The organism is Bacillus sp. FSL R5-0593 (genome assembly GCF_038603755.1).
Taxonomy (GTDB): Bacteria; Bacillota; Bacilli; order Bacillales; family Bacillaceae; genus Bacillus; species Bacillus velezensis.
The window spans coordinates 1,382,614-1,402,170 of record NZ_CP152011.1 but is presented as its reverse complement, the minus strand read 5'-3'; the positions used below and the strand labels follow the sequence as shown (position 1 = coordinate 1,402,170).

The window sequence follows — 19,557 nt, the reverse complement described above, 5'->3', positions numbered from 1 at the left end:
GCTTTATTTTTCTTTATAGGATATTTGTTCGATGTTCAGCAGCACCGCTTTTACATCCGTCTTCGTGCCCGCGTATCCCGTTAAGGCGCTGTTTTTGCCGATTACCCGATGGCAAGGGATCAAAATCGGCAGCCGGTTTCGTTTATTGGCTTGTCCGATGGCGCGCACCGCTTTCGGTTTTCCGATCGCTTCAGCCATATCGCCGTAGCTTCGGGATTCCCCGTAAGGAATCATCGTCAGCGCGTTCCATACCCTTTCTTGAAAGGGTGTGCCTTTTTGTCTCAGAGGCAGAGAGAATTGCTTTTTTTCTCCTGAAAAATATGATGCCAGCTGCTGTTTCGCCTCCGACAGCAAAGCGGTTTCGCACGGCTTTACGCCGGGCGCGTCTTTCCGCCATTCCTCAAAATCTTCCCCGGTGAGAAACAGGCCGGTAATAAAGCTCTCCTCCTCTGTTACGATGACGGTTCCAAACGGCGCTCTCACACTTGTAAAACAGATCATTCCCCGCTCCTTCTTTCTTCGGTATTCTGCCGGATCGGAAGCGTCAAATGAAAAACGGTGCCCTTCCCTTCTTCACTTTCCACATGAATGCGTCCCTGATGTTCTTCGATGATTTTATAGCTGACCATGAGACCGAGGCCCGTTCCCCTGTCTTTTGTCGTGTAAAATGGTTCACCCAGACGTTTTAATTTGTCTTCGGAAATGCCTGTTCCTTCATCTTGAATAGAAATCAAAATGTGGTCTTGATCAGAAGACTGAATGGTCACGTAGATATTGCCGCCGCCCGGCATGACTTCAATGGCGTTTTTTAAAATATTGATAAACACCTGTTTTAATTGATTCGGTTCACAGTAAATCGGCGGGATGTTTCCGGTCAGGTTCAGATGGATCTGCACATTGACAAGATTGGCCTGGGCATTCAAAAGATCAGCCGTGTCTTTCATAATCTGCGTCACGTCTTTTTCTTCATATAATATCGCCTGGGGTTTCGCTAAAATTAAAAATTCAGTGATGATAGACTCGATGCGTTTTAATTCTGAGGTAATGACGTTAAAGTACAGAGAATATTCGCCTTCAATGCTTCCTTGAAGAAGCTGAATGAACCCTTTCAGCGCCGTCATCGGGTTTCTGATTTCGTGGGCGATGCCCGCCGCCAGCTCCCCTACAACATGAAGAGTGTCGGATTTCCGCAGCCTCTCTTCAAGCTCTTTGGCCTCTGTGACATCTTTAAAGATGGCCAGATTCATATTTTGAATGATATTTCTTTTGAAGGAGAATTCCAGTTTGCGGCTGTCGCTGCTGCTTAACAGGAAGGGGATTTCATTATCCATTCCTTCTAAATCAATCTTTCTGGCGGGAACACCCGCGTTTTCAATATCAAATAAAGAAAGAATATCCGGAACGGTGTACGCTCTCAGCTCCTCATCCGGCATACCGAGTATACGGCTTGCGAGAGGATTCGCGTCAATAATGCGGAATTGGTTGTCAAATAAGACCTTGCCGTCCATTGAGCCGTTGAATACTTTTCTGAATTTCAGCTCGCTTTCCCGCAATTCTTTTTCCATCCGCTTACGATCGCTGACATTTCTTAAAATGGTTAAATGCTGACCTTCAAGTATGGTTCGTTTTGATGTGAATTCCAGCTCTTTAAATTGGCCGTTTGCCATCTGAAACAGCATTTCTTCACGGATTTCCCCGTATTTTTCATATTTTTTCTTAATCTGCTTATATTTTTTCTGCGGATCAACGATAAACGTACATAAATTCGTCTCCACCAGCTTATCCATCGGCAGTTCGAAAATGCGGCACGCCGATTCGTTTGCTTTGGCAATCTTTCCGTCATCAGACCAAATGACAATCGCGTCCATGGCGTTTTCAAAAATTTCGCGGAATCGCTCTTCGCTTTTGAAAAGTTTCAATTCCATCAACCGTTTCTCTGTTATGTCCCTCATAATGGACATGTAGAACCCGCTGATTAAGTTGGACGTAATCGTAAATTCAAACAGCTTCTCTTCGCCCGACCGAAGCTTGACGGGCAGTTCTCCTTTGGCGTTTCCTTTTCTGCGGAGGGTTTCCCAGATTTCTTTCAGATGCTTTTTGTTTTCTCCGTCGGTAAAATGGCGGAGCGATAGATGGGACAATTCATTCTGGCCGATCTCAAAACTTTTGCAAAAAGAGAGGTTCGCATCAATAAACCCGCCGTCCTTATCAAACAGCACGATGCCGTCGACAGCCCTGTCAAACAAATCTTTAAACAGCTGCTCGTTCATGGAGAATTCGCGCTCTAATATTTTTTTAGAGGAGATATCCCTCATCACCACAAAAAAATAATCCTTCCCAATTCCGTCTCTGGCGAGGAATTCAATGTATTTCGTCGCGCCGCTGTCAAGCTTAATCGGCACCTCTTTCCACAGATGGCCTTTTTTTAAAAACTTTTTCACGGCCTTATTCAGTTCTTCCTGAGGCACGGAATATAAAAAATCCAGGACGGAGCGGTTAATGAGGCTCTCTGCCTCAATCTGCATCATCCGGGCCGCAGCCTCGTTCGCCTGGACGATTTTCATTTCCTTACGGCATATAAAAATGGCATCAAGCGTGTTATTCATAATCACGTGATACCGGTTCAAATCACTCTTCAGGCGGTCATTTTCCTCTTTCATCCGCTTCAGCTGCTCTTTCAGCGACTCGTTTGTTTGCAAATCCAGAGTTTCAGCCATTCAGTACACTCCTTCTTCAAAAACCTATCCTTCAATATTTCTACAAAATACCTCATCTTCCTTCATTCGCCCTATACATTTCAGAAAATTTCAATGATATGACAAGTTAAAGTCTTTTTCTACGATCCTTACCTCCCCATTACATCATCCTAACAATCCCTTTTGTCCTCCTTCAATTTTTTGTTTTTTATTTTAAAATGAACACCAACAGGAAATAATCATGCAGTGGATGATTTTTGAAGAGAAGGTGATGCTATGACAAAATCGCGAGACAGTTACTTTGACAACGCCAAGTTTATCTTGATTTTTCTGGTGGTGTTCGGCCATATCCTCCGGTCATTTATTAACGGAAATGAGTTTATGCTCCATCTCTACAAATTCATTTATACTTTTCATATGCCGGCCTTTATCCTGGTTTCCGGCTATTTCGCAAAAAACTTTAAGCGGAAAGGTTATGTGAAGAAGCTGGCTGTGAAGCTGATTATTCCGTACTTGATTTTTCAGGGCATTTACTCAGTTTTTTACTATTTGATTCAGGATGAAAGCATGGCAAGCGTCAATCCGATTGATCCGCAGTGGTCTCTCTGGTTTTTAGTCAGCTTATTCTTTTGGAATCTGCTGCTTTACCCCTTTACGAAGCTGCCGAAAATGTGGGCGCTTGGGGCGAGCTGCGGGCTTGCCGTCATGATCGGGTATCTTGATTTTATCAGCAGCACGCTGAGTCTTTCACGGACGTTTGTTTTTCTTCCGATGTTTCTCGTCGGGTTTTATTTAAAGAAACGGCACTTTGATTTGCTTCGGGCTAAAAGAGGCAGGCAGATTGCCGCGGGCGTACTGGGGATTGTTTTCCTCTTATGCTGGTGTATTGATTTTGATTACTCGTGGCTGTTCGGATCGGAGCCTTATTCTACATTCGGCACAGTGTCGCTGTTGAGCGGTCTGTCGCGCATCGGCTGGTATGTTTTGGCCTTTGCCGCCACTTTCAGCTTTTTGGCGCTCGTTCCGCAAAAGCGTTATTTCTTTACGAAATGGGGTACGAGAACATTTTACGTGTATCTGCTGCATGGATTCATTATAAAAACGCTGCGGCAGATCGGGCTTGAAGATCACTTGTCTGATTATCAGAATTTAGTCATGCTCTTAATGTTAACGGCCGCTCTTACGTCCATTCTCTCCAGCAATGCGGTGAAAACGGCCGCACAGCCGTTTATTGAGCTGCGGATCACCGGCTGGCTTGAAGCGGTGAAAGGAACAAGAAACGGTGCTTATTCGAAATAATGCAAAATACCTCTTAAGCGTTATCGCCTAAGAGGTATTTTTTATTGTTTGCCGTCTTCTTTTTTCTTTGGCTTCGTCTGTTCAAGCGTTTCAATCCATTTTCCGGCGTTATAATCACCGAGCTCGCTTGCAAACTCTTCTTCAAGCAATTTAGGGTCCATCGGCTTTTTATGGTTTTGCATGTCTTTGCTGTGGCGGTTTTTTTTCGTCATGTTACTCGCCTCCTTGTTTGCCGTGTTTTGATTTGCGGTTTGCGCCTCTCAGTCCGGGATCACCGTCATATTGTGTTTTGTATGCATCTTTGTCCATGCTCTCAGTCGGTGTGTTGTTGTTGGTCAAAGCTTCATTCTTTGCTGCTTTGCGTTTCATTTGATTTCCTCCTTCTGTCAGCAAATCTGTTTTGAATTCATCAAGCATTTTTTTCAAGTCGCGCACTGTCACGTTGTTGGCCTCATCAATGAGTTCATAGCCGATCTGTCCGTTCGGCTCAAGCAGCACATATTTAAAATCTTGAATGTCTCCGAGGCCTTCCTGCCTGATCCTCATTGACAGCTGAGCTTCGGTAAAACGCATTTTTTTTAAGTTTTCCGGGATGATTTTTCCGTTTCTGACAACGGCGACGGTTTTTCCTGAAAATAAAAACTCAAAAAAGCTTGATTTGATTTCTAAATATTCCATCAGGATTAATACCGCAATAAAAATCGCCGCCGCGAAAATAGTTTCCCATAAATTATGTTCAATAAACGGCTGAATAATAATCGAGCCGATCGAAATCATGATGACTGTCTGGGTCACCGACAGCTGGCTGATTGATTTCCGTCCGGCAATCCGCAATAAAAAGGTACCGACCGCTATCATAACTACCGACTTCCAAAATACGGTAAACAATGACGTCACCTCTTTACAAGTAGATTCTCCAAAGAAACTGTTTCCACTCATCCATTTTACGGCAATAAAAAACACCGCTTTCTGAAAAGCGGTGTCAGCCGATAATCATTCTTTCCTTCGGATAGTGATAATTTGCTTCGATTTCTTTTCGGCCGATCAGATAAAGGAAGGTCAAAATGCCGATCCGGCCGATAAACATGACAATCATGATGACGCATTTTCCGATGTCGCTTAAATGCGGAGTAATCCCAAGCGACAGGCCGGTCGTTCCGAATGCGGAACACACTTCAAAAAGCAGTCCGAGGAGCGTCTGATTTTTCTCGGTCACGGCCAGAATCAGCGTCGATCCGAACACGAGCAGAATCGCCATCATCGTAACGACCAGCGACTTCATGACATCAGCCTGGTGAAGCTCGCGTTTAAAGACCTTGACCGCTTTATTTCCCCGGGCAAAATGAAACAGTGCAAGAAGGTTAAGCGCAAACGTCGTCGTACGGATTCCGCCGCCGACCGAGCTCGGTGATGCGCCGATGAACATGAGGGCGCAGATGAAAAATAATGTCGGCGCCGACAGCTGGCTGATATCAATTGTCGCAAGCCCGCCGCTTCGCGTAGCGGTTGATTGAAAGAGACATAAAAATAAAACATCATGCCAGCTTTTCCCCTTCATGACATGGCTTGCTTCAAGCGCGTAAATGCCCACGGCTCCGAACAAAACGAGCATTCCGAACGTAACGGTCGTAATTTTCGTAAACAGCGTGAATGAGTATCTGCGCTGTTTTGAAAACAAAAAGTCCTTTACTTCTACGAGCACCGGAAAACCGATCGCACCGAAAATAATCAGGAGCATCGTAATAAACTGCACGAAATAGTCATGTCTGAACGGGACGAGTGAATTTCCCGTAATATCAAAACCGCCGTTTGTCGTGGCGCTGACGCTCGCAAAGAATCCGTGCAAGTACGCCTGTTCAAACGAATCATAATACGTTAAAAAATATGTTCCTAAGATGATGCCGCCTAAAAACTCGATTAATAAAATCAAAAACAGCACTTGCTTCATCAGGTTGACGATACCGGAAAACTGCGATTGATTCTGATCCACCATGATGAGCTTCCGTTCCCGCAGACCGATCCGTTTGCCCATAATGAGCCAGACGAATGTTCCGAGCGTCATGATGCCGATTCCGCCGAATTGAAGCACGAAAGCCAAAATGACAATCCCGGCCGTGCTGAATGTATCAGCCGTGTTGACGACCGTTAAACCGGTGACACTGACTGAGCTGACAGCCGTAAACAGCGCGTCTATAAACGACCAGCTGGCCCCTTGTTTGTGGGCGGCCGGCAGACTTAGCAAAATAAATGCCACCGTCACAGCAAGAAAATAATATAATGCAATCAGCTGTGCAGGCGACAAGATCTGTATGAATTTCTTCAGTGTTAATTTCATAAGATAGTTCCTTCTGCCTCTCAAATGTAGTACGTAATTATTCTAATGATATTGGGAGTATTTTTAAAGGGCTTTTTAGAAAGATTTTTCATTACCTTATGTAATTTGCCGATCTTTAAACAAAAAACCTCTGAAACGATTGTCAGAGGTTTTGTTGATTATTTTGCTTCCAGCCTGCGGATGCGCTCATCGAGATCAGGGTGTGTGGAGAACAGTGACGAATGCTTTTTACCGTTAATTTTTAACGTCTGCACCGCCGTCTGGTCCTCTTCATTCACATGTCCTGTATAAGACTTCAGCGTACGCAGGGCGTGAATCATTTTATCCTTGCCGGCAAGGTCTGCACCGCCGCGGTCAGCGTGAAACTCTCTGTGACGCGAGTAGGCGAAGACGACAAGACTGCCGAGAATGGAAAAGATAATCTGAAACACGATCATCGCGATAAAATGAACGACCGGCGCGAGGTCTTCTTTGACAAAGCGGCTTGCAACCCATGCCGCGATTCGGGAAAGGAATACGACGAACGTATTGACGATTCCCTGCAGCAGCGTCATCGTGACCATATCACCGTTTGTGATGTGTGCGACTTCATGGGCAAGGACCCCTTCCACCGCAGCATCATCCATCTGCTGCAATAAACCTGAAGAAACCGCGACAAGCGAACGGCGCTTAGAAGGTCCGGTCGCAAAAGCATTGACCTCCGGGGAATGATAAATGCCGACTTCAGGCATTTTCGTCATCCCTGCGGCACGGGACAATCTGTGCACACGGTCAACCAATTGCTGTTCTTCATAGCTGAGCGACTGTTTCTTCGGATTTAACACCCGGACGCCCATCATCGTTTTGGCCATCCATCTGGACATTCCGAGAGAAATAAAAGAACCGACAAAACCGACGACAAGACTGAACACGAGCAATGCCATCAGATCAATGCGGCCATTTTGTATATACGAGCCGACACCGGTAACGCTTGTAATAATCGTAAGCACAATTCCGATTGTCGTAATGACCAAAAGGTTCGTTAAAATAAACAGAAATATTCTTTTCGCCATAATTACCTCCGTCTTTTTTAAGATCAAAAGAACTTATTTACTTAAATTATAAATGATCTGTTTGAAAATGCAACAATTTCGACGTATGATGTTAATGTAATTCCCATTGATATTAGAAAGTAACACGTAATCAATCAGAGGTGAACCATGAACACGTTTAAACTGACCCGAACTGATATGGTCCGGCTTCTTTACGCGCTAAAAGGCCAAGGAGACGCAACCCCTCTCCAAATCTTATTGCAATCAGCGGATATGACCTTGGATGAAGCGGAAAGCCGTCTGCATATCCCTGAATTTCTGACGAGATTCGAACGAAAAAAAGAGAAAAAGGAATACGGGCTTTCAACTAACGAGATTGTCGAGCTGGGAAATCTGTGCGAGCTGACGTCTTTAAAATCAACCGCCGTCCAAAACTGGGTGAAGCGCGATATTAAAGATTTAATCGGCCACCCCTTACTCGGCAAAAAATATACAATTGAACAAGCTGTCATCCTTCTCATTGTACGTGATTTAAAATCAATTTATGACTTCGAACATATACGCGGCATATTAAAAATCGCTTTTAACACGATCACAGACAGATCAGACGACGTCATCAGCCCGATCAGCTACTATGAAAGCTGCGCCCAAGTGATTGATTATCTTCATCATAAGGCAAACCCGCCGATGAAGGAAACGAGCCTGCAGGAGCTCGTCGAAGAGCAGACGGACAAGCTCAAAAGCTGCTTTAAAGAACTCGGAAGCGGACAATGGAACAATATCAGATCCATAATCGCCGTCACGGTGCTCTCCGTTTTGACTTTCCATATTCAAGCTTCAGCCTATAAAATGACCAGCCATTTATTATAATTCATAACGCTTCTTCGCCCCGGTGTCTGCGCCGGGGTTTTTTTGCTGTACAACAATTGCCAGCATAATCAATACCGTTCCGTTTGAAACTAAAACGCGAAAACACATCTTGCCAGAGAAAAGGAGATGAAAAAGATGGCGAGCAGAAATAAACTCTTAGTTCCAGGGGCTGAGCAGGCACTTGACCAATTTAAATACGAAGTGGCTCAAGAATTCGGCGTGAACCTTAGCTCTGATACAGCAGCACGCGCAAACGGCTCTGTAGGCGGGGAAATGACAAAACGTCTTGTACAGCAGGCTCAATCACAATTAAACGGGAAAAATCAATAGTGCAGCTTATTCGCCGGGACTTCTCGGCGAATTTTGATATTTATCGGCATTCTCCTTTCCGTGCCGGTAGCCGTTCGGATTCCTTCGGTCTGATGAATCTTCATGATGCCGATAGGATTCCCAATGTTCATTGCGATCATGATTCCAGTAATGATTGTAATACTTTTGCTTAGGCTCTTTGTCATTTCCGTTTTCCTGAGGATTTTGTGTTGGGGGCTGCTCTGTTTCCCCATCTTGTTCCTTCTGTGTGTTTTCCTCTGATCCGGAAGCTGCATTTTTTTCGGTTTGCTGATTGCCGTCCTGACTGTCCGGCTTCGCTTCTTCCGTACCGGGCGTTGTTTCATTGTTTCCCGGCTTCTCTGCTGCCTTTTCTTCATCAGGAGCTGTCTTTTCATCAGCCGCCGGCTTGTCTGTGTCCGGCTGCTCGCTTTGATCAGCGTCTGTTTCGGTATCTTTTTGATCTGTTTCATTGCCGTCGGTTTGCTTTTCAGGCTGTTTTTCTTCTGTTTTCTTTTCGTTTCTTCTTATGTAGCTGCCTGTTGACATCCCTTCCTGTTTTGCTTTTTCTCTTGTTTCCATATCAGATTCAAGCGATTGGACCTGGTAGGTGCCCTTATATTTTTCAGTCATGTCGGCCAGCTGTTTTTTAACGCCTTTTTTATATGTATTGTCATCTGTATTTTCATAAACCGTGGAAATTAAAATCTCTTTTGATTCCTTTACATATCCATGCTTGCTGCAATCGGTAATAATATTACTGATGACTTCCTTAAAATCGCTGCTTTTCCAATCTCCGATGTCACTGATGACCTGTTTGGCGTCATGGTTCAGCGGTGTCAGTTCAATGACTTCATATTTGCTGTTTAAAGCCATTTCAATGCTGGGATTAATGTCAAGCGTCATATACGCGTAAGCTTTGTTATCAGAAAAAACCGGGAGCAAAATTAAAATAAACAAAATAATAGCAGTCATCGTAAACACTCCCAATTTAAAAGGGCGCAGTTTCAGAAAATCAAAAAAGCTGGCCCTTCTTCCCATACGCGTTTCGCCTTCGAACGTAATTTCCTCTCCGATTTCACAAGTGCGGTGATCATTTTTTGTTTTTAAAAATTGTCCGTCAGGGGTTAGCAACGTGACGAATTTTTTATTTTTCTCTACTATGATCCCTCTTCTCATGAGTGCAACACCCCTTTAAGATAATCTTTTAAATAAATATAATCACCGGTAATAATAATACTCATGGCGATGATATATTTTCGGTTCCGTTCGATCGTTTTTCTGCTGACCGACACGAGCTGCTCCAGCTGCTTGACAGGAAGCTGTTTTTTCTGGTGCAAAATGGACGCCAGCTCTTCATTTTCAACAAGCGTGTAGGCTACCTTAATCGCATTCTGCCTCGCATCTGTATGCTTCGGCGATTGTTCCAGCAGCTCTTTAAAAGACAGGCCGTATTCTTTCAGCTGCTTCTGAAAAAAAAGAATTTCTTCCCGGCGCTGTTCCTGTTCTATCTGTTTGCGGTATTCATCAATGGAAAGCTCCGCTTCGATAAGGCTCTGCGAAGATTCCTGGTCGTCGCCTTCCTGCACATCCATATTGATATGCTGAGCGGTTCTTGCTTCTTTTCTGATATAGTCTATCACTTTTCTTTTTATAATCAGCTCTGCAAATGCAAGCAGCGAATTACCTTTTTCAGCCGAATATTTTTCAATGGCTTCGTTAAACGCGATCAGCCCGATGCTGAATTCGTCGTCTTTTTCATCTATATATCGTTTACAAACGGATGAAACCGTCTTCGCGATAAAAGGCTTATATTGCTGTATTAAATCGTTCTGCAGATCTTTGTCGCCTTTTTGTATTTTTTCAACAGATGTTTCAAGCGTTTGCTTCTTTTTTCCCAATTTAAACAAAAGGCTAAGCACTGGTTTCACCTCAGTTCCTCCCTATAACTACTCATAATCATAGCTAATTTAGTAGGGATTCGCAAAGGAAGAAAAAGAGAAATCGATTTCATTTGTCTCAATTATGACAAGCCAATAAGACGTACTATACATGATTTCGTGCCCCCATGCAGAATTAAGGGGGTTTTCTCTGTGTTTTTTGTAACAATGCTGTTATAAAATTGTTATCATATGTCTTAAATGTAAGCGTTTCAAACAAAAAAGGGAACCTGCTTTTTAAAAAGCCAGACTCCCTTTTTGATCATTTTACGCGTGTTCTCTTTTTTCCGATTCCGCGCCAGACTCTATTTGTTTTGCTCCTGACATAAACCATCCGCAAACCGCAATGGCAGCCAGAACCGCCCAGAAAATGATTTTCCAGGCCGCCGAATGGATGACATCTGCCGGAATTATACCAAGTTCCTCATGAGCCAATGTATAAAGAGCGAGCTTCACGCCTACCCATCCGACAATCACAAATGCCGCCGTTTCAAGGCCCGGCCTGGTTTTCAGTAAGGATACGAACATTGATGCCGCAAAACGCATAATGATTAAACCGATTACGCCGCCTGCTAAAATAACGAGAAACTGACCGCCGTCCAAGCCGCCGATGGCAGGAAGCTGAGTTCCCGGGAGCGTTACGGCAAGCGCGACCGCCGCTAAAATGGAGTCAACGGCAAAAGCGATGTCCGCGAGCTCCACTTTCAAGACAGTCTGCCAAAACCCGCTTTCTTTCTGCATTTTCTGACCGGCGTTATCTTTAAATACATACCGCTTCAGCAAATGGCTGACCGCAATGTAAAACAGATATAAAGCGCCGACGGCCTGGACCTGCCAAACATTCACCAGAAAAGAAATGGCGAACAGCGACCCGAAACGCAAAATAAATGCGCCCGCCAATCCGTAAAATAAAGCCTTCTTCCTTTGTTTTTCAGGAAGATGCTTCACCATCACAGCCATCACCAGCGCGTTATCCGCCGCTAAAATCCCTTCCAGCCCGATTAAAACGAGAAGAACCCATCCATACTCCAATAATAATGCAAAGTCCAATCCATTCCCTCCGTTTCTTTTTTCTATCATCCGAGCTTATACCGGCGGTTTTTTACGCAAAAAAGACCTTTGCCGATATAAGGCAAAGGTCTTGCTAGACATGAATGATTGGCATGCCAACAAAGCCGATGGATATGATCCATGAATTGACGACTTTGTTTCCGGAATATCCGGACGCTACTCCCCTTTGGGATTTCAAGAAATATTTGTTTATACGCTCATGATAAAGCCTGTTTCATCATTTGTCAACGCTTAACTTTTTTAACAAATTGAGAAATTTTTTCTGTTTTGGCCCGCTGTTTTCTTCTCTTTAAAAACATCCAAAGAATGAGAAGCAACACAATGAATATACCGAGCGGCAGCATATATTGATCGAGAATGGAACCGACGCTTTTCCAACTTTCCCCGAGTTTCATTCCGAGGTATACGTAAGCAAATGTAATCGGCAGCATCGCTGCATATGTATATAGAGAGAACACCCAGACATTCATCTTCGCAATGCCGCACGGCAAAGAAATCAGCGTCCTGACCCCAGGTATAAAACGGCCGCTGAACGCGACCAAACCTCCGTGCTTCTGAAAGAAATCATCTGATTTCTGCAGGGATTCGGGTTTTATCCATATATACTTTCCATATTTCAGCAAAAACGGCCGACCGCCCAGCCTGCCGATTCCATATAAGACAAGCGGACCTGAAACACCGCCGAGCGAACCGGCAAACACGGTCCCGGCAAGTGTCATATCCCCTTTTGAGACCCAATAGCCCGCTAGCGGAAGAACAATTTCCGCCGGGATGAATTCTATACTGAGCGCCAAAAAAATCCCGGCGTAAGATAAGCTTTTAAACGCCTCTATTATTGATATGATGAAATCTTCGATGATCTATCACTCCCGGCTTACGTCTATATTCCGAAACTTAAGAATGATTTTAACACAAAACCTTGAGGCTGAAATATCTTTTAGACATGCCCGTTATAAATGTGAGTCGTTTCAGATCGGTATAGCGGGAGGGAATGACATGCGCAATACAACGTCCCGCCTGTCTCCTGATTGCTTGTCTGGCGGCGTTTACATCACTTAAGATCTCCGGAAAAGTAAGCGGCGGCTGACCGCGGATTCAGTTCATATGGGAGCTGGAAATTTTCTCAGTCACCACATGGGAATGCGTGGGCATTTCCCGGGGAATGATTTTGTATAATCTTTTTGATTACCACTGATAATTTTCAGGGACTTCAGCGCTTTAAAGAACTTACCGATTCACTGATTGTAAATAAAGAATTCATTTGCTTTTCAGCCGACCATTTCCGCCTGAGGAAATGGAACAGCCGCTCCATGAAGCGCCGCAACACCCATAAGTTGCTACACATGGAACGGACCCGTTTATCCACAATAAAGACAAAAAGGAGTTTTTATTCATGCACACGATGTGGAAGGGTTCGATCAGTTTCGGCCTCGTCAATATCCCGGTCAAGCTCTTTGCGGCCACTGAAGATAAAGATATAAAATTCCGCAGTCTTCATAAAGAAGACCATGCGCCGATTAAATACGAAAAAATCTGCACCGGATGTGAAAAAAGTCTGGAGCCTGATGAAATCGTGAAAGGCTATGAGTATGTAAAAGGGAAATACGTCATTATGACAGACGAAGACTTGAAAGACGTAAAACAGGAACATGAAGAAAAAGCGGTTGAGATTGTTGACTTTGTCCAGCTGCAGGAAATTGATCCGATTTATTTTAACCGGTCATATTATGTTGGGCCGGGAGATAACGGCACAAAAGCCTATACACTTCTGCGGGAAGCGCTGAGGACGACGGGTAAAATCGGGATTGCCTCCATTACGATCCGCTCTAAACAGCAGCTTGCGATTCTTCGCGTGTATGACAACTGCATCGTGATGGAATCCATTCATTATCCGGATGAAGTCAGAAATGCCGGACATGTGCCGGGCGTTCCCGAGCAGACAGCCGTTAATGAAAAAGAGCTGCAGACGGCGATTACGTTAATTAATGAGCTGACAACCGAGTTTGACCCGGAACAATACGAAGACACATACCGGAAAGCCCTTCTCGCTAAAATTAACGATAAGCTCGAACATGAAGAAGCCGGCGTGACACCGGCTGCTGCCGGCCCGCGCGAAGATGTCATTGATCTTGTCAGCGCGCTTCAGGCAAGCATTGACCGGACGAAGCGGCCAGATCGCGAACAGGCTGCACCGGCGCGGACAAAAGACGCCACGTCAGCAGGCGGCGGAGGCAAAAAGCAGAAAACGACCAGACAAAAAGCCGGAACGTCTTAATCATGGTGCTGACGATGCAGCCGATTTTGACCTCTGTACCGCCTGAAGGCAGTGAGTGGCGCTATGAGGTAAAGTATGACGGATTCCGCTGTCTTCTCCGCATAGACGAAAGCGGCGTTACATTAACCAGCAGAAACGGACAGACGCTGACGAATCAATTTCCGGAAATCACGGCTTTTGCGGCCCGGTGTTTTCAGCACATGAAAGACAGGTTCCCCATTACGCTTGACGGAGAGCTTGTCTATTTAATCAATCCGTACAGAGCGGACTTTGAGCATCTTCAAATCCGCGGACGTTTAAAACGGACGGAAGCAATTGAAAGCACCGCTGATAGACGGCCGTGCCGCTTTCTGGCATTTGATCTCCTCGTTCTGGAAGGCGCCGGCACCGTCTCATTACCGTATGTGAAACGGAAACGCGCCCTTTCCAAACTGCTTAAAGAAGCAAATCTTCCCGCCTGCCCTCATCACTTAGCGGAAGAAGCGATTCAATACATTCCGGAACACACTGACTCTGATGCGCTTTGGGACAAGGTCGTCCGCCATGACGGAGAAGGTATCGTAGCAAAAAGGGCTTCCAGCGGCTGGGCGGAAAATAAACGCTCTCCCGACTGGCAAAAGTATAAACATATGAAAACGGCACATGTGCTATTAACCGGGTTTAATCCGAAGAACGGGTATGTAACGGCCTCTGTTTTAAAAGACGGCACCGCCGTCCCGATCGCTTCCGTTTCCCACGGCATGCAGGCGGAAGAAAAAAACGCCGTCAGAACCATTATGGAGACCCACGGAAAAAAACAAAACAGCGGCGAGTATACACTTGAGCCTTCTATCTGCATGACCGTTCAGTATTTAACCATATTGCAGGACACGCTGCGTGAAGTATCTTTTGTGTCTTTTCAGTTTGAAATGGATTGGACGGAATGCACGTATCAGCAGCTTATCCTTCACTCTAAAACGCTGCCGCCGAAGCTGCAGTTCACAAGCCTGGATAAGATTGTTTTTAAAAAACGTGAAAAAACGAAAGCAGATTTCCTTAGTTATATGGTGAAAATGAGCGATTTTCTTATGCCCTTTCTTAAAGATCGGGCCGTCACGGTGATCCGTTATCCGCACGGCGCGCCTGGCGAATCTTTTTTTCAAAAAAACAAACCGGACTACACGCCGGACTTTGTCTCAAGCGTGTTTGACGGGAGCCACGAGCACATCGTATGCAGCAGCATACCATCACTTCTATGGCTGGCCAATCAGCTGGCGCTTGAATTTCACGTTCCGTTTCAGACAGTGCATTCTGAAAGGCCCGCAGAAATCGTCATTGATCTTGATCCTCCGTCAAGGAATGATTTTCCTATGGCAGTAGAGGCTGCGCATGTGCTGAAACAGCTGTTTGACTCATTCAGCATTACGTCATTCCCGAAGCTCTCCGGAAATAAAGGCATTCAGCTCTACATCCCGCTTTCACCGGAAGCATTCACCTATGAAGAAACCCGTGCGTTCACAATGCTCATCGCCGATTATTGCGTCAGGACGCGGCCGGATCTTTTTACGACAGAGCGGTTTATCAAAAACCGAAACGGCAGGCTCTACCTAGATTACTTGCAGCATGCCGAAGGGAAAACCATTATCGCCCCCTATTCGACCCGGGGCAACGAATTGGGAACGGTTGCGGCTCCCCTTTATTGGAGTGAAGTCAACTCCTCTTTAACACCTGATGATTATACGATCGATACAGTAGTGAACCGCGTCAGGACAGAGGGAGATCCGTTTTATGATTTTTACCGGAATCCGCAGGACGGCCCGCTTTCAATCGTGCTTGAGCAAATCAAGAGAAAGAGCTGACGCTTTTTGTCAGCTCTTTTCAGTCTGATACGTGCACATCAATTTTTCTTTGGAAATAAATAAATAGCAGGAGTAAGGAATGTTTTTGAGGGTGAGCTGTTTTGCAGTAAAGTATAAAATCGGAATATGGGCCGCTTTCTTAAACAGCCTGTAGCAGCCGCTGGACGGTTTTATCACATCAAAACCGAGTCTCGCAGCTCCTTTATGAAGCATTGTAATGCCGACGACTCCCTTAATCTCGTCTTTCCGTTTATGCTGGTTAATATAATCCGCTAAATGAGGCATGGATTGATATACCTTCTGATATAGCATAATCCCCCTTCTGACCGCGCTTTCAATAGGCTGCAGCTCTTTCAGGAGTTTGACATTATGAAGATGAATCTTAACTAACACGTCGTTTTTTTTAATTCTGGTTCCGTCGCTCAGGATGACTTCTTTTCCTTTATATCTAGTCAAACGGACGCGGAATACATTCGATTGCCGTTTATCAATCAGCGTCAGCCGGGTAAAGAAGAAATAAAGCGGATCAAGTAAGTACCATATAGACAGCAGACAGCTTCTCACATGTTCACCTTCTTTATATTCAAAGCACCCTCATATTTTGGCATGGGGCATGTCACATTATGATTGGTAAATAATGATGCCGACCTGTATCAGCTTATGCAAAAACCGCTTCCGGCTCTACTGTCCGGAACAGAAAAAAAACACTCTTCGTGAAGAAGAGTGTCTGTATCCGCTTTCTTTTAACGGAAAAGCAAATGCTGGCTGTGAATTCCCGCTTTTTTCAGTAAGGCTATCAGCTGTTCCTGTTCCTCAGGCATAAGTCCTGAAAACGCTCTCGCAATTCTCAATGAATGAATCGGATAAATTTTATCCAAATACTCGTTTCCTTTATCAGTTAAATGGGCGTAAACAGACCGTTTGTCCTTAGGGTCTTGTTCTCTGACCAAAAACCCGTTTCTTTCAAGCTTGTCGATGACATAGGTGACATTCCCGCTGACAAGCAAAAGACGCGACCCGATTTGCTGAAGCTTTTGCGGTCCTCTCGTATAGAGCAGCTCCAAAACGGCAAATTCAGTCGGATTAAAACCGTGTTCTTTACTGTCGCGGATGCTGTGTTCAGACACACTCTTGAAAGCCCTTGCAAAAACTTTGTACAAATTCATCGAACGCATCACTTCTTCTTCGTTAAATGATAATCTCATCATATCTACCCCGTATTTAAGATTTTTATAAAAAAATAATGTAAACCCTTACAATTCATAAGAGTCGATCTTTGTTTTATATTCTATTCGTGCCGTTTTTCAGAATTCCTTCTTTTTTATATAAAAAAATACCCTTATACATCATTTAATTTGTATAAGGGTTCCGTTCTTTATAGGGAATGTTCCGAAAAAAATACGCGTATTCCTTTCTCAGCTCCGTAATTGTCATGGAATTGAGTATTTCTTTCGTATAGACTCCGATCTGCAGAAGCTTTTTGGAATAATGGTTTCTCTCTTTGTCCAATGCATTTTGAAGCAAACGACTCATGGCGGCCTCCTTTGTTTTCCGTTATTCTATGATCAGAATAACGCTTTTATATCAAAGACGTATAAAGCCATTGTAAAACTTCTGTAGATTATGATGTTTTTCGGTAAAGTCCGTTCTGGACGGCTCTGAGCAGCGGAAAAGCGTGTTCCCCGGCAAGCTGCATGAACGCCTCCAGCATTTCATCGCGTTTCATATCTAATTCAATGATTTCTTTTGCCAGCGAAACCGCTTTTTCTTTCTCCATTCCTATCCTTCCTCCTCATTGTGTCTGTATAGTAAGCATAAAACGGGGCACAGGACCATGCATTAACCTTGTCAATTTTTCTGCCGCTTTTTTTCTAAAATTTTCTATTCCGCGTCAGAAAACCTGACAAGCGTCAGGTTTTTTCTCTTTTTTTCTTATATAATATGAGTAAAAGACATCCAGGGGTGGAAAAATGACGACAGACGAACAATCTTACAAAGATAAAAAAGTAATCTCGATCGGCATTGTAAGCGAATTAACCGGATTGTCAGTCAGACAGATCAGATACTATGAAGAACGGAAATTAATCTACCCGCAGCGTTCATCACGGGGAACGAGAAAGTATTCCTTCGCGGACGTTGAGCGGCTGATGGATATTGCCAACAAGCGGGAAGACGGCGTGCAGACGGCTGAGATTTTAAAAGACATGCGAAAAAAAGAACAGGCTCTCAAAAACGACCCGCAGCTCCGCAAAAAAATGCTGGAAGGCCAGCTTAATGCTCATTTTAAGTATAAAAACCGCTGATCAAAAAAGTCCGCCTCCTGTGAGACGGACTTTTTTTATAAAGCATGAAGAAATGCAGTTGCAATGCCGAAATAAATTAATAAGGACAAAATATCGTTCAGCGTCGTAATCAGCGGACCTGATGCAATCGCCGGGTCAATGTTCAATTTATGAAGAATAATAGGGACGATCGTTCCGGCCATCGTACCGATAATCAACGTTGCAAGCAGCGATGAACCGACGACAAAACCGAGCGTTAAGTCTTTCTGCCAGACGGTTGCGACAATCGTAATCGCGATCGCACAGACGATGCCGATATAGATACCGGTTCTTAATTCACGGAAAATCAGTTTAAAGATGGTTTTTTTATTCATTTCTTCTTTAGCCAGTCCTCTGATGACGACGGCGAGTGACTGTGTGCCTGTATTACCCGTCGTTCCCGCGATCATCGGCATGAAAAACGCGAGGGCGACGACTTTTTGCAATGTATCTTCAAAATAATTCAGAATGCTTCCGGAAATCAATCCGATAAACAAAAGCAGAATGAGCCACGGCAAACGGCGGTACGCCGCAACGTACGCTTTCGTATCAAATGTAATCGCCTTACCGGAGGCTGCGAATTTTTCGTAATCTTCATCGGCTTCTTTAATCACGACGTCAATAATATCATCGACAGTGACAATACCGACAAGCACATGATTTTCTTCCACGATCGGAATGGCTAAAAAGTCATACCGCTGGATCAGCCGGGCGACTTCTTCCTGGTCTTGGAGCACCCCGGCCGAGATGACACGTGTAAACATGAGATCCTGCACTTTATCCTCAGGCTCGCCAAGAATTAAATCTCTGTAAGAGAGCACTCCGACAAGCTGCTTGCTGTCATTAATCACGTACAAATAATTTATTGATTCTGCGATTTCTGCAAAGCTTTTCAGCTTCACGACCGCATCTTTTACTGTATAATGCTGCGGAATCCAGACGAAGCGGTTCGTCATCATCCGGCCCGCCGATTCTTGCGGGTAGTTCATCAAAAGCTGTACGGCCTTTGATTCCTCAGCCTCCATGCTGGATAAAAGCTGTTCTTTCAGTTCTTCATCCATCTCTTCCAGCAATGCGGCGAGATCGTCGTTATCCATTTTATTCATTGCGAGAGTGGCTTTCGTTTTACCGACTTTATGCAAAACGGCAAGCTGAAATTCCCGCTCCAGCTCTCCGATCATGTCGGTGATGTCATCAACCGTCATATATGACAGATAGCGGGCCCGGTGCTTTTCCGGCATTTCTTTAAACAAAAATGCCATGTCATAGGGCTGAAGCTCATCTATCATGTTTCGGAATTCTTTTATTTTTCCGTCCCGCAATAAAATGATAATGCGTAATATGAGTTCGTCATAGGTCATGTTTTGGACCATCGGGACTCGTACCTCCTTTACGGAGACGCGCCGTCCGTCAAGGGAAGTGCGGCGGTTTGTCTCCTCATCATGTCGTCACTGGTTATCTGGCTGTATATGGGTACTTCTTCTGACATACTCGAATGGGGAGAATCCATACTCCGCACCTCCTTATCATGCTCAGTCGTGTACGTTTTGAGGC

At 44.6% G+C, this 19,557-nt stretch carries 20 protein-coding genes and 1 pseudogene; 6 read left to right on the top strand and 15 right to left on the bottom strand.

The annotated features are described in order from the left end of the window. Positions 1 to 3: 3 nt before the first annotated feature. Both NYE36_RS07250 and NYE36_RS07245 read right to left on the bottom strand, forming a co-directional pair. Positions 4 to 501 (bottom strand): methylated-DNA--[protein]-cysteine S-methyltransferase, encoded by a 498-nt coding sequence (locus NYE36_RS07250; RefSeq protein ID WP_244805650.1) that lies wholly within the window; start codon positions 499 to 501, stop codon positions 4 to 6. Next, positions 498 to 2,717 carry a PAS domain-containing sensor histidine kinase gene (locus NYE36_RS07245; protein ID WP_241458166.1) on the bottom strand — a complete coding sequence of 740 codons (2,220 nt, stop codon included), beginning with the start codon at positions 2,715 to 2,717 and terminating at the stop codon, positions 498 to 500. Before NYE36_RS07245 ends, NYE36_RS07250 begins: the two co-directional genes overlap by 4 nt. A 255-nt stretch (positions 2,718 to 2,972) precedes the next feature. Between NYE36_RS07245 and NYE36_RS07240 the strand changes: the two genes are divergently transcribed. Beyond that, positions 2,973 to 3,995, top strand: coding sequence for an acyltransferase family protein (locus NYE36_RS07240; RefSeq protein WP_061861412.1), 1,023 nt, complete (start codon positions 2,973 to 2,975; stop codon positions 3,993 to 3,995). A 41-nt stretch (positions 3,996 to 4,036) separates the two neighbouring features. Here NYE36_RS07240 and NYE36_RS07235 read toward each other — a convergent pair whose 3' ends face one another. The 4 genes from NYE36_RS07235 to htpX all read right to left on the bottom strand — a co-directional run bounded on the left by NYE36_RS07235 (position 4,037) and on the right by htpX (position 7,382). Beyond that, complete coding sequence (locus NYE36_RS07235) at positions 4,037 to 4,207, bottom strand: hypothetical protein (protein ID WP_007610936.1); 171 nt, start codon at positions 4,205 to 4,207, stop codon at positions 4,037 to 4,039. A gap of 1 nt (position 4,208) precedes the next feature. After that, a complete protein-coding gene (locus tag NYE36_RS07230) occupies positions 4,209 to 4,883 on the bottom strand; it encodes a YetF domain-containing protein (RefSeq protein ID WP_244805649.1) in 675 nt (224 codons plus the stop codon). A 94-nt stretch (positions 4,884 to 4,977) separates the two neighbouring features. Further along, a complete protein-coding gene (locus tag NYE36_RS07225; RefSeq protein ID WP_033574635.1) occupies positions 4,978 to 6,330 on the bottom strand; it encodes a TrkH family potassium uptake protein in 1,353 nt (450 codons plus the stop codon). Positions 6,331 to 6,488: 158 nt separating this feature from the next. Then, positions 6,489 to 7,382: a protease HtpX gene (htpX, locus tag NYE36_RS07220; protein ID WP_007407207.1), complete on the bottom strand. Its 894-nt coding sequence runs from the start codon at positions 7,380 to 7,382 to the stop codon at positions 6,489 to 6,491. A 147-nt stretch (positions 7,383 to 7,529) separates the two neighbouring features. On the opposite strand from htpX, the gene NYE36_RS07215 reads away from it, so the two are divergent. Next, entirely contained in the window at positions 7,530 to 8,231 is a 702-nt protein-coding gene (locus NYE36_RS07215) for a DUF1836 domain-containing protein (protein ID WP_080129853.1), read from the top strand. Between the two features lie 135 nt (positions 8,232 to 8,366). Beyond that, positions 8,367 to 8,561, top strand: a complete 195-nt coding sequence (locus tag NYE36_RS07210; RefSeq protein ID WP_003154717.1) for an alpha/beta-type small acid-soluble spore protein — start codon at positions 8,367 to 8,369, stop codon at positions 8,559 to 8,561. A 6-nt stretch (positions 8,562 to 8,567) separates the two neighbouring features. On the opposite strand, the gene NYE36_RS07205 is transcribed toward NYE36_RS07210, so the two are convergent. The 4 genes and pseudogenes from NYE36_RS07205 to NYE36_RS07190 all read right to left on the bottom strand — a co-directional run bounded on the left by NYE36_RS07205 (position 8,568) and on the right by NYE36_RS07190 (position 12,363). Further along, complete coding sequence (locus tag NYE36_RS07205; RefSeq protein WP_014417566.1) at positions 8,568 to 9,737, bottom strand: anti-sigma factor domain-containing protein; 1,170 nt, start codon at positions 9,735 to 9,737, stop codon at positions 8,568 to 8,570. Next, on the bottom strand, positions 9,734 to 10,489 hold the full coding sequence (sigI, locus tag NYE36_RS07200; RefSeq protein ID WP_003154719.1) for an RNA polymerase sigma factor SigI: 756 nt from the start codon (positions 10,487 to 10,489) through the stop codon (positions 9,734 to 9,736). Before sigI ends, NYE36_RS07205 begins: the two co-directional genes overlap by 4 nt. A 276-nt stretch (positions 10,490 to 10,765) precedes the next feature. Then, positions 10,766 to 11,663 (bottom strand): annotated as a pseudogene (locus NYE36_RS07195) (TerC family protein). Between the two features lie 130 nt (positions 11,664 to 11,793). Further along, positions 11,794 to 12,363, bottom strand: coding sequence for a DedA family protein (locus NYE36_RS07190; protein WP_241458162.1), 570 nt, complete (start codon positions 12,361 to 12,363; stop codon positions 11,794 to 11,796). A gap of 599 nt (positions 12,364 to 12,962) precedes the next feature. Between NYE36_RS07190 and NYE36_RS07185 the strand changes: the two genes are divergently transcribed. Both NYE36_RS07185 and NYE36_RS07180 read left to right on the top strand, forming a co-directional pair. Further along, positions 12,963 to 13,844 (top strand): Ku protein, encoded by an 882-nt coding sequence (locus NYE36_RS07185; protein WP_241458161.1) that lies wholly within the window; start codon positions 12,963 to 12,965, stop codon positions 13,842 to 13,844. Positions 13,845 to 13,846: 2 nt separating this feature from the next. Then, entirely contained in the window at positions 13,847 to 15,682 is a 1,836-nt protein-coding gene (locus tag NYE36_RS07180) for a DNA ligase D (RefSeq protein ID WP_265450903.1), read from the top strand. A gap of 9 nt (positions 15,683 to 15,691) precedes the next feature. Here NYE36_RS07180 and NYE36_RS07175 read toward each other — a convergent pair whose 3' ends face one another. From NYE36_RS07175 to NYE36_RS07160, 4 genes are all read right to left on the bottom strand, one after another. Then, positions 15,692 to 16,246, bottom strand: a complete 555-nt coding sequence (locus NYE36_RS07175) for a hypothetical protein (RefSeq protein ID WP_007407215.1) — start codon at positions 16,244 to 16,246, stop codon at positions 15,692 to 15,694. A 179-nt stretch (positions 16,247 to 16,425) separates the two neighbouring features. Beyond that, entirely contained in the window at positions 16,426 to 16,890 is a 465-nt protein-coding gene (locus NYE36_RS07170) for a MarR family transcriptional regulator (RefSeq protein ID WP_007610911.1), read from the bottom strand. Between the two features lie 142 nt (positions 16,891 to 17,032). Beyond that, the gene (locus tag NYE36_RS07165; RefSeq protein WP_003154731.1) at positions 17,033 to 17,215 is read right to left on the bottom strand and encodes a Fur-regulated basic protein FbpA; all 183 of its coding nucleotides are present in this window, start codon (positions 17,213 to 17,215) and stop codon (positions 17,033 to 17,035) included. Positions 17,216 to 17,303: 88 nt separating this feature from the next. Continuing rightward, positions 17,304 to 17,459 carry a hypothetical protein gene (locus tag NYE36_RS07160; RefSeq protein ID WP_003154733.1) on the bottom strand — a complete coding sequence of 52 codons (156 nt, stop codon included), beginning with the start codon at positions 17,457 to 17,459 and terminating at the stop codon, positions 17,304 to 17,306. Positions 17,460 to 17,652: 193 nt separating this feature from the next. Here NYE36_RS07160 and tnrA point away from each other — a divergent pair, with 193 nt between their 5' ends. Continuing rightward, on the top strand, positions 17,653 to 17,985 hold the full coding sequence (gene tnrA, locus NYE36_RS07155) for a MerR family transcriptional regulator TnrA (RefSeq protein ID WP_003154734.1): 333 nt from the start codon (positions 17,653 to 17,655) through the stop codon (positions 17,983 to 17,985). Between the two features lie 35 nt (positions 17,986 to 18,020). Here the strand turns inward: tnrA and mgtE are convergent, their stop codons facing one another. Continuing rightward, complete coding sequence (gene mgtE, locus NYE36_RS07150) at positions 18,021 to 19,376, bottom strand: magnesium transporter (protein WP_012117400.1); 1,356 nt, start codon at positions 19,374 to 19,376, stop codon at positions 18,021 to 18,023. Between the last annotated feature and the right edge of the window lie 181 nt (positions 19,377 to 19,557).

Bases quoted from the DNA above. Each gene is read 5' to 3' on its own strand.
- NYE36_RS07180 (WP_265450903.1), top strand. From the start codon at position 13,847: ATGGTGCTGACGATGCAGCCGATTTTGACCTCTGTACCGCCTGAAGGC.
- NYE36_RS07215 (WP_080129853.1), top strand. From the start codon at position 7,530: ATGAACACGTTTAAACTGACCCGAACTGATATGGTCCGGCTTCTTTAC.
- tnrA (WP_003154734.1), top strand. From the start codon at position 17,653: ATGACGACAGACGAACAATCTTACAAAGATAAAAAAGTAATCTCGATC.
- NYE36_RS07240 (WP_061861412.1), top strand. From the start codon at position 2,973: ATGACAAAATCGCGAGACAGTTACTTTGACAACGCCAAGTTTATCTTG.
- NYE36_RS07185 (WP_241458161.1), top strand. From the start codon at position 12,963: ATGCACACGATGTGGAAGGGTTCGATCAGTTTCGGCCTCGTCAATATC.
- NYE36_RS07250 (WP_244805650.1), bottom strand. From the start codon at position 501: ATGATCTGTTTTACAAGTGTGAGAGCGCCGTTTGGAACCGTCATCGTA.
- NYE36_RS07225 (WP_033574635.1), bottom strand. From the start codon at position 6,330: ATGAAATTAACACTGAAGAAATTCATACAGATCTTGTCGCCTGCACAG.
- NYE36_RS07210 (WP_003154717.1), top strand. From the start codon at position 8,367: ATGGCGAGCAGAAATAAACTCTTAGTTCCAGGGGCTGAGCAGGCACTT.
- NYE36_RS07170 (WP_007610911.1), bottom strand. From the start codon at position 16,890: ATGATGAGATTATCATTTAACGAAGAAGAAGTGATGCGTTCGATGAAT.
- NYE36_RS07245 (WP_241458166.1), bottom strand. From the start codon at position 2,717: ATGGCTGAAACTCTGGATTTGCAAACAAACGAGTCGCTGAAAGAGCAG.
- NYE36_RS07205 (WP_014417566.1), bottom strand. From the start codon at position 9,737: ATGAGAAGAGGGATCATAGTAGAGAAAAATAAAAAATTCGTCACGTTG.
- mgtE (WP_012117400.1), bottom strand. From the start codon at position 19,376: ATGGTCCAAAACATGACCTATGACGAACTCATATTACGCATTATCATT.
- htpX (WP_007407207.1), bottom strand. From the start codon at position 7,382: ATGGCGAAAAGAATATTTCTGTTTATTTTAACGAACCTTTTGGTCATT.
- NYE36_RS07160 (WP_003154733.1), bottom strand. From the start codon at position 17,459: ATGGAGAAAGAAAAAGCGGTTTCGCTGGCAAAAGAAATCATTGAATTA.
- NYE36_RS07165 (WP_003154731.1), bottom strand. From the start codon at position 17,215: ATGAGTCGTTTGCTTCAAAATGCATTGGACAAAGAGAGAAACCATTAT.
- NYE36_RS07235 (WP_007610936.1), bottom strand. From the start codon at position 4,207: ATGACGAAAAAAAACCGCCACAGCAAAGACATGCAAAACCATAAAAAG.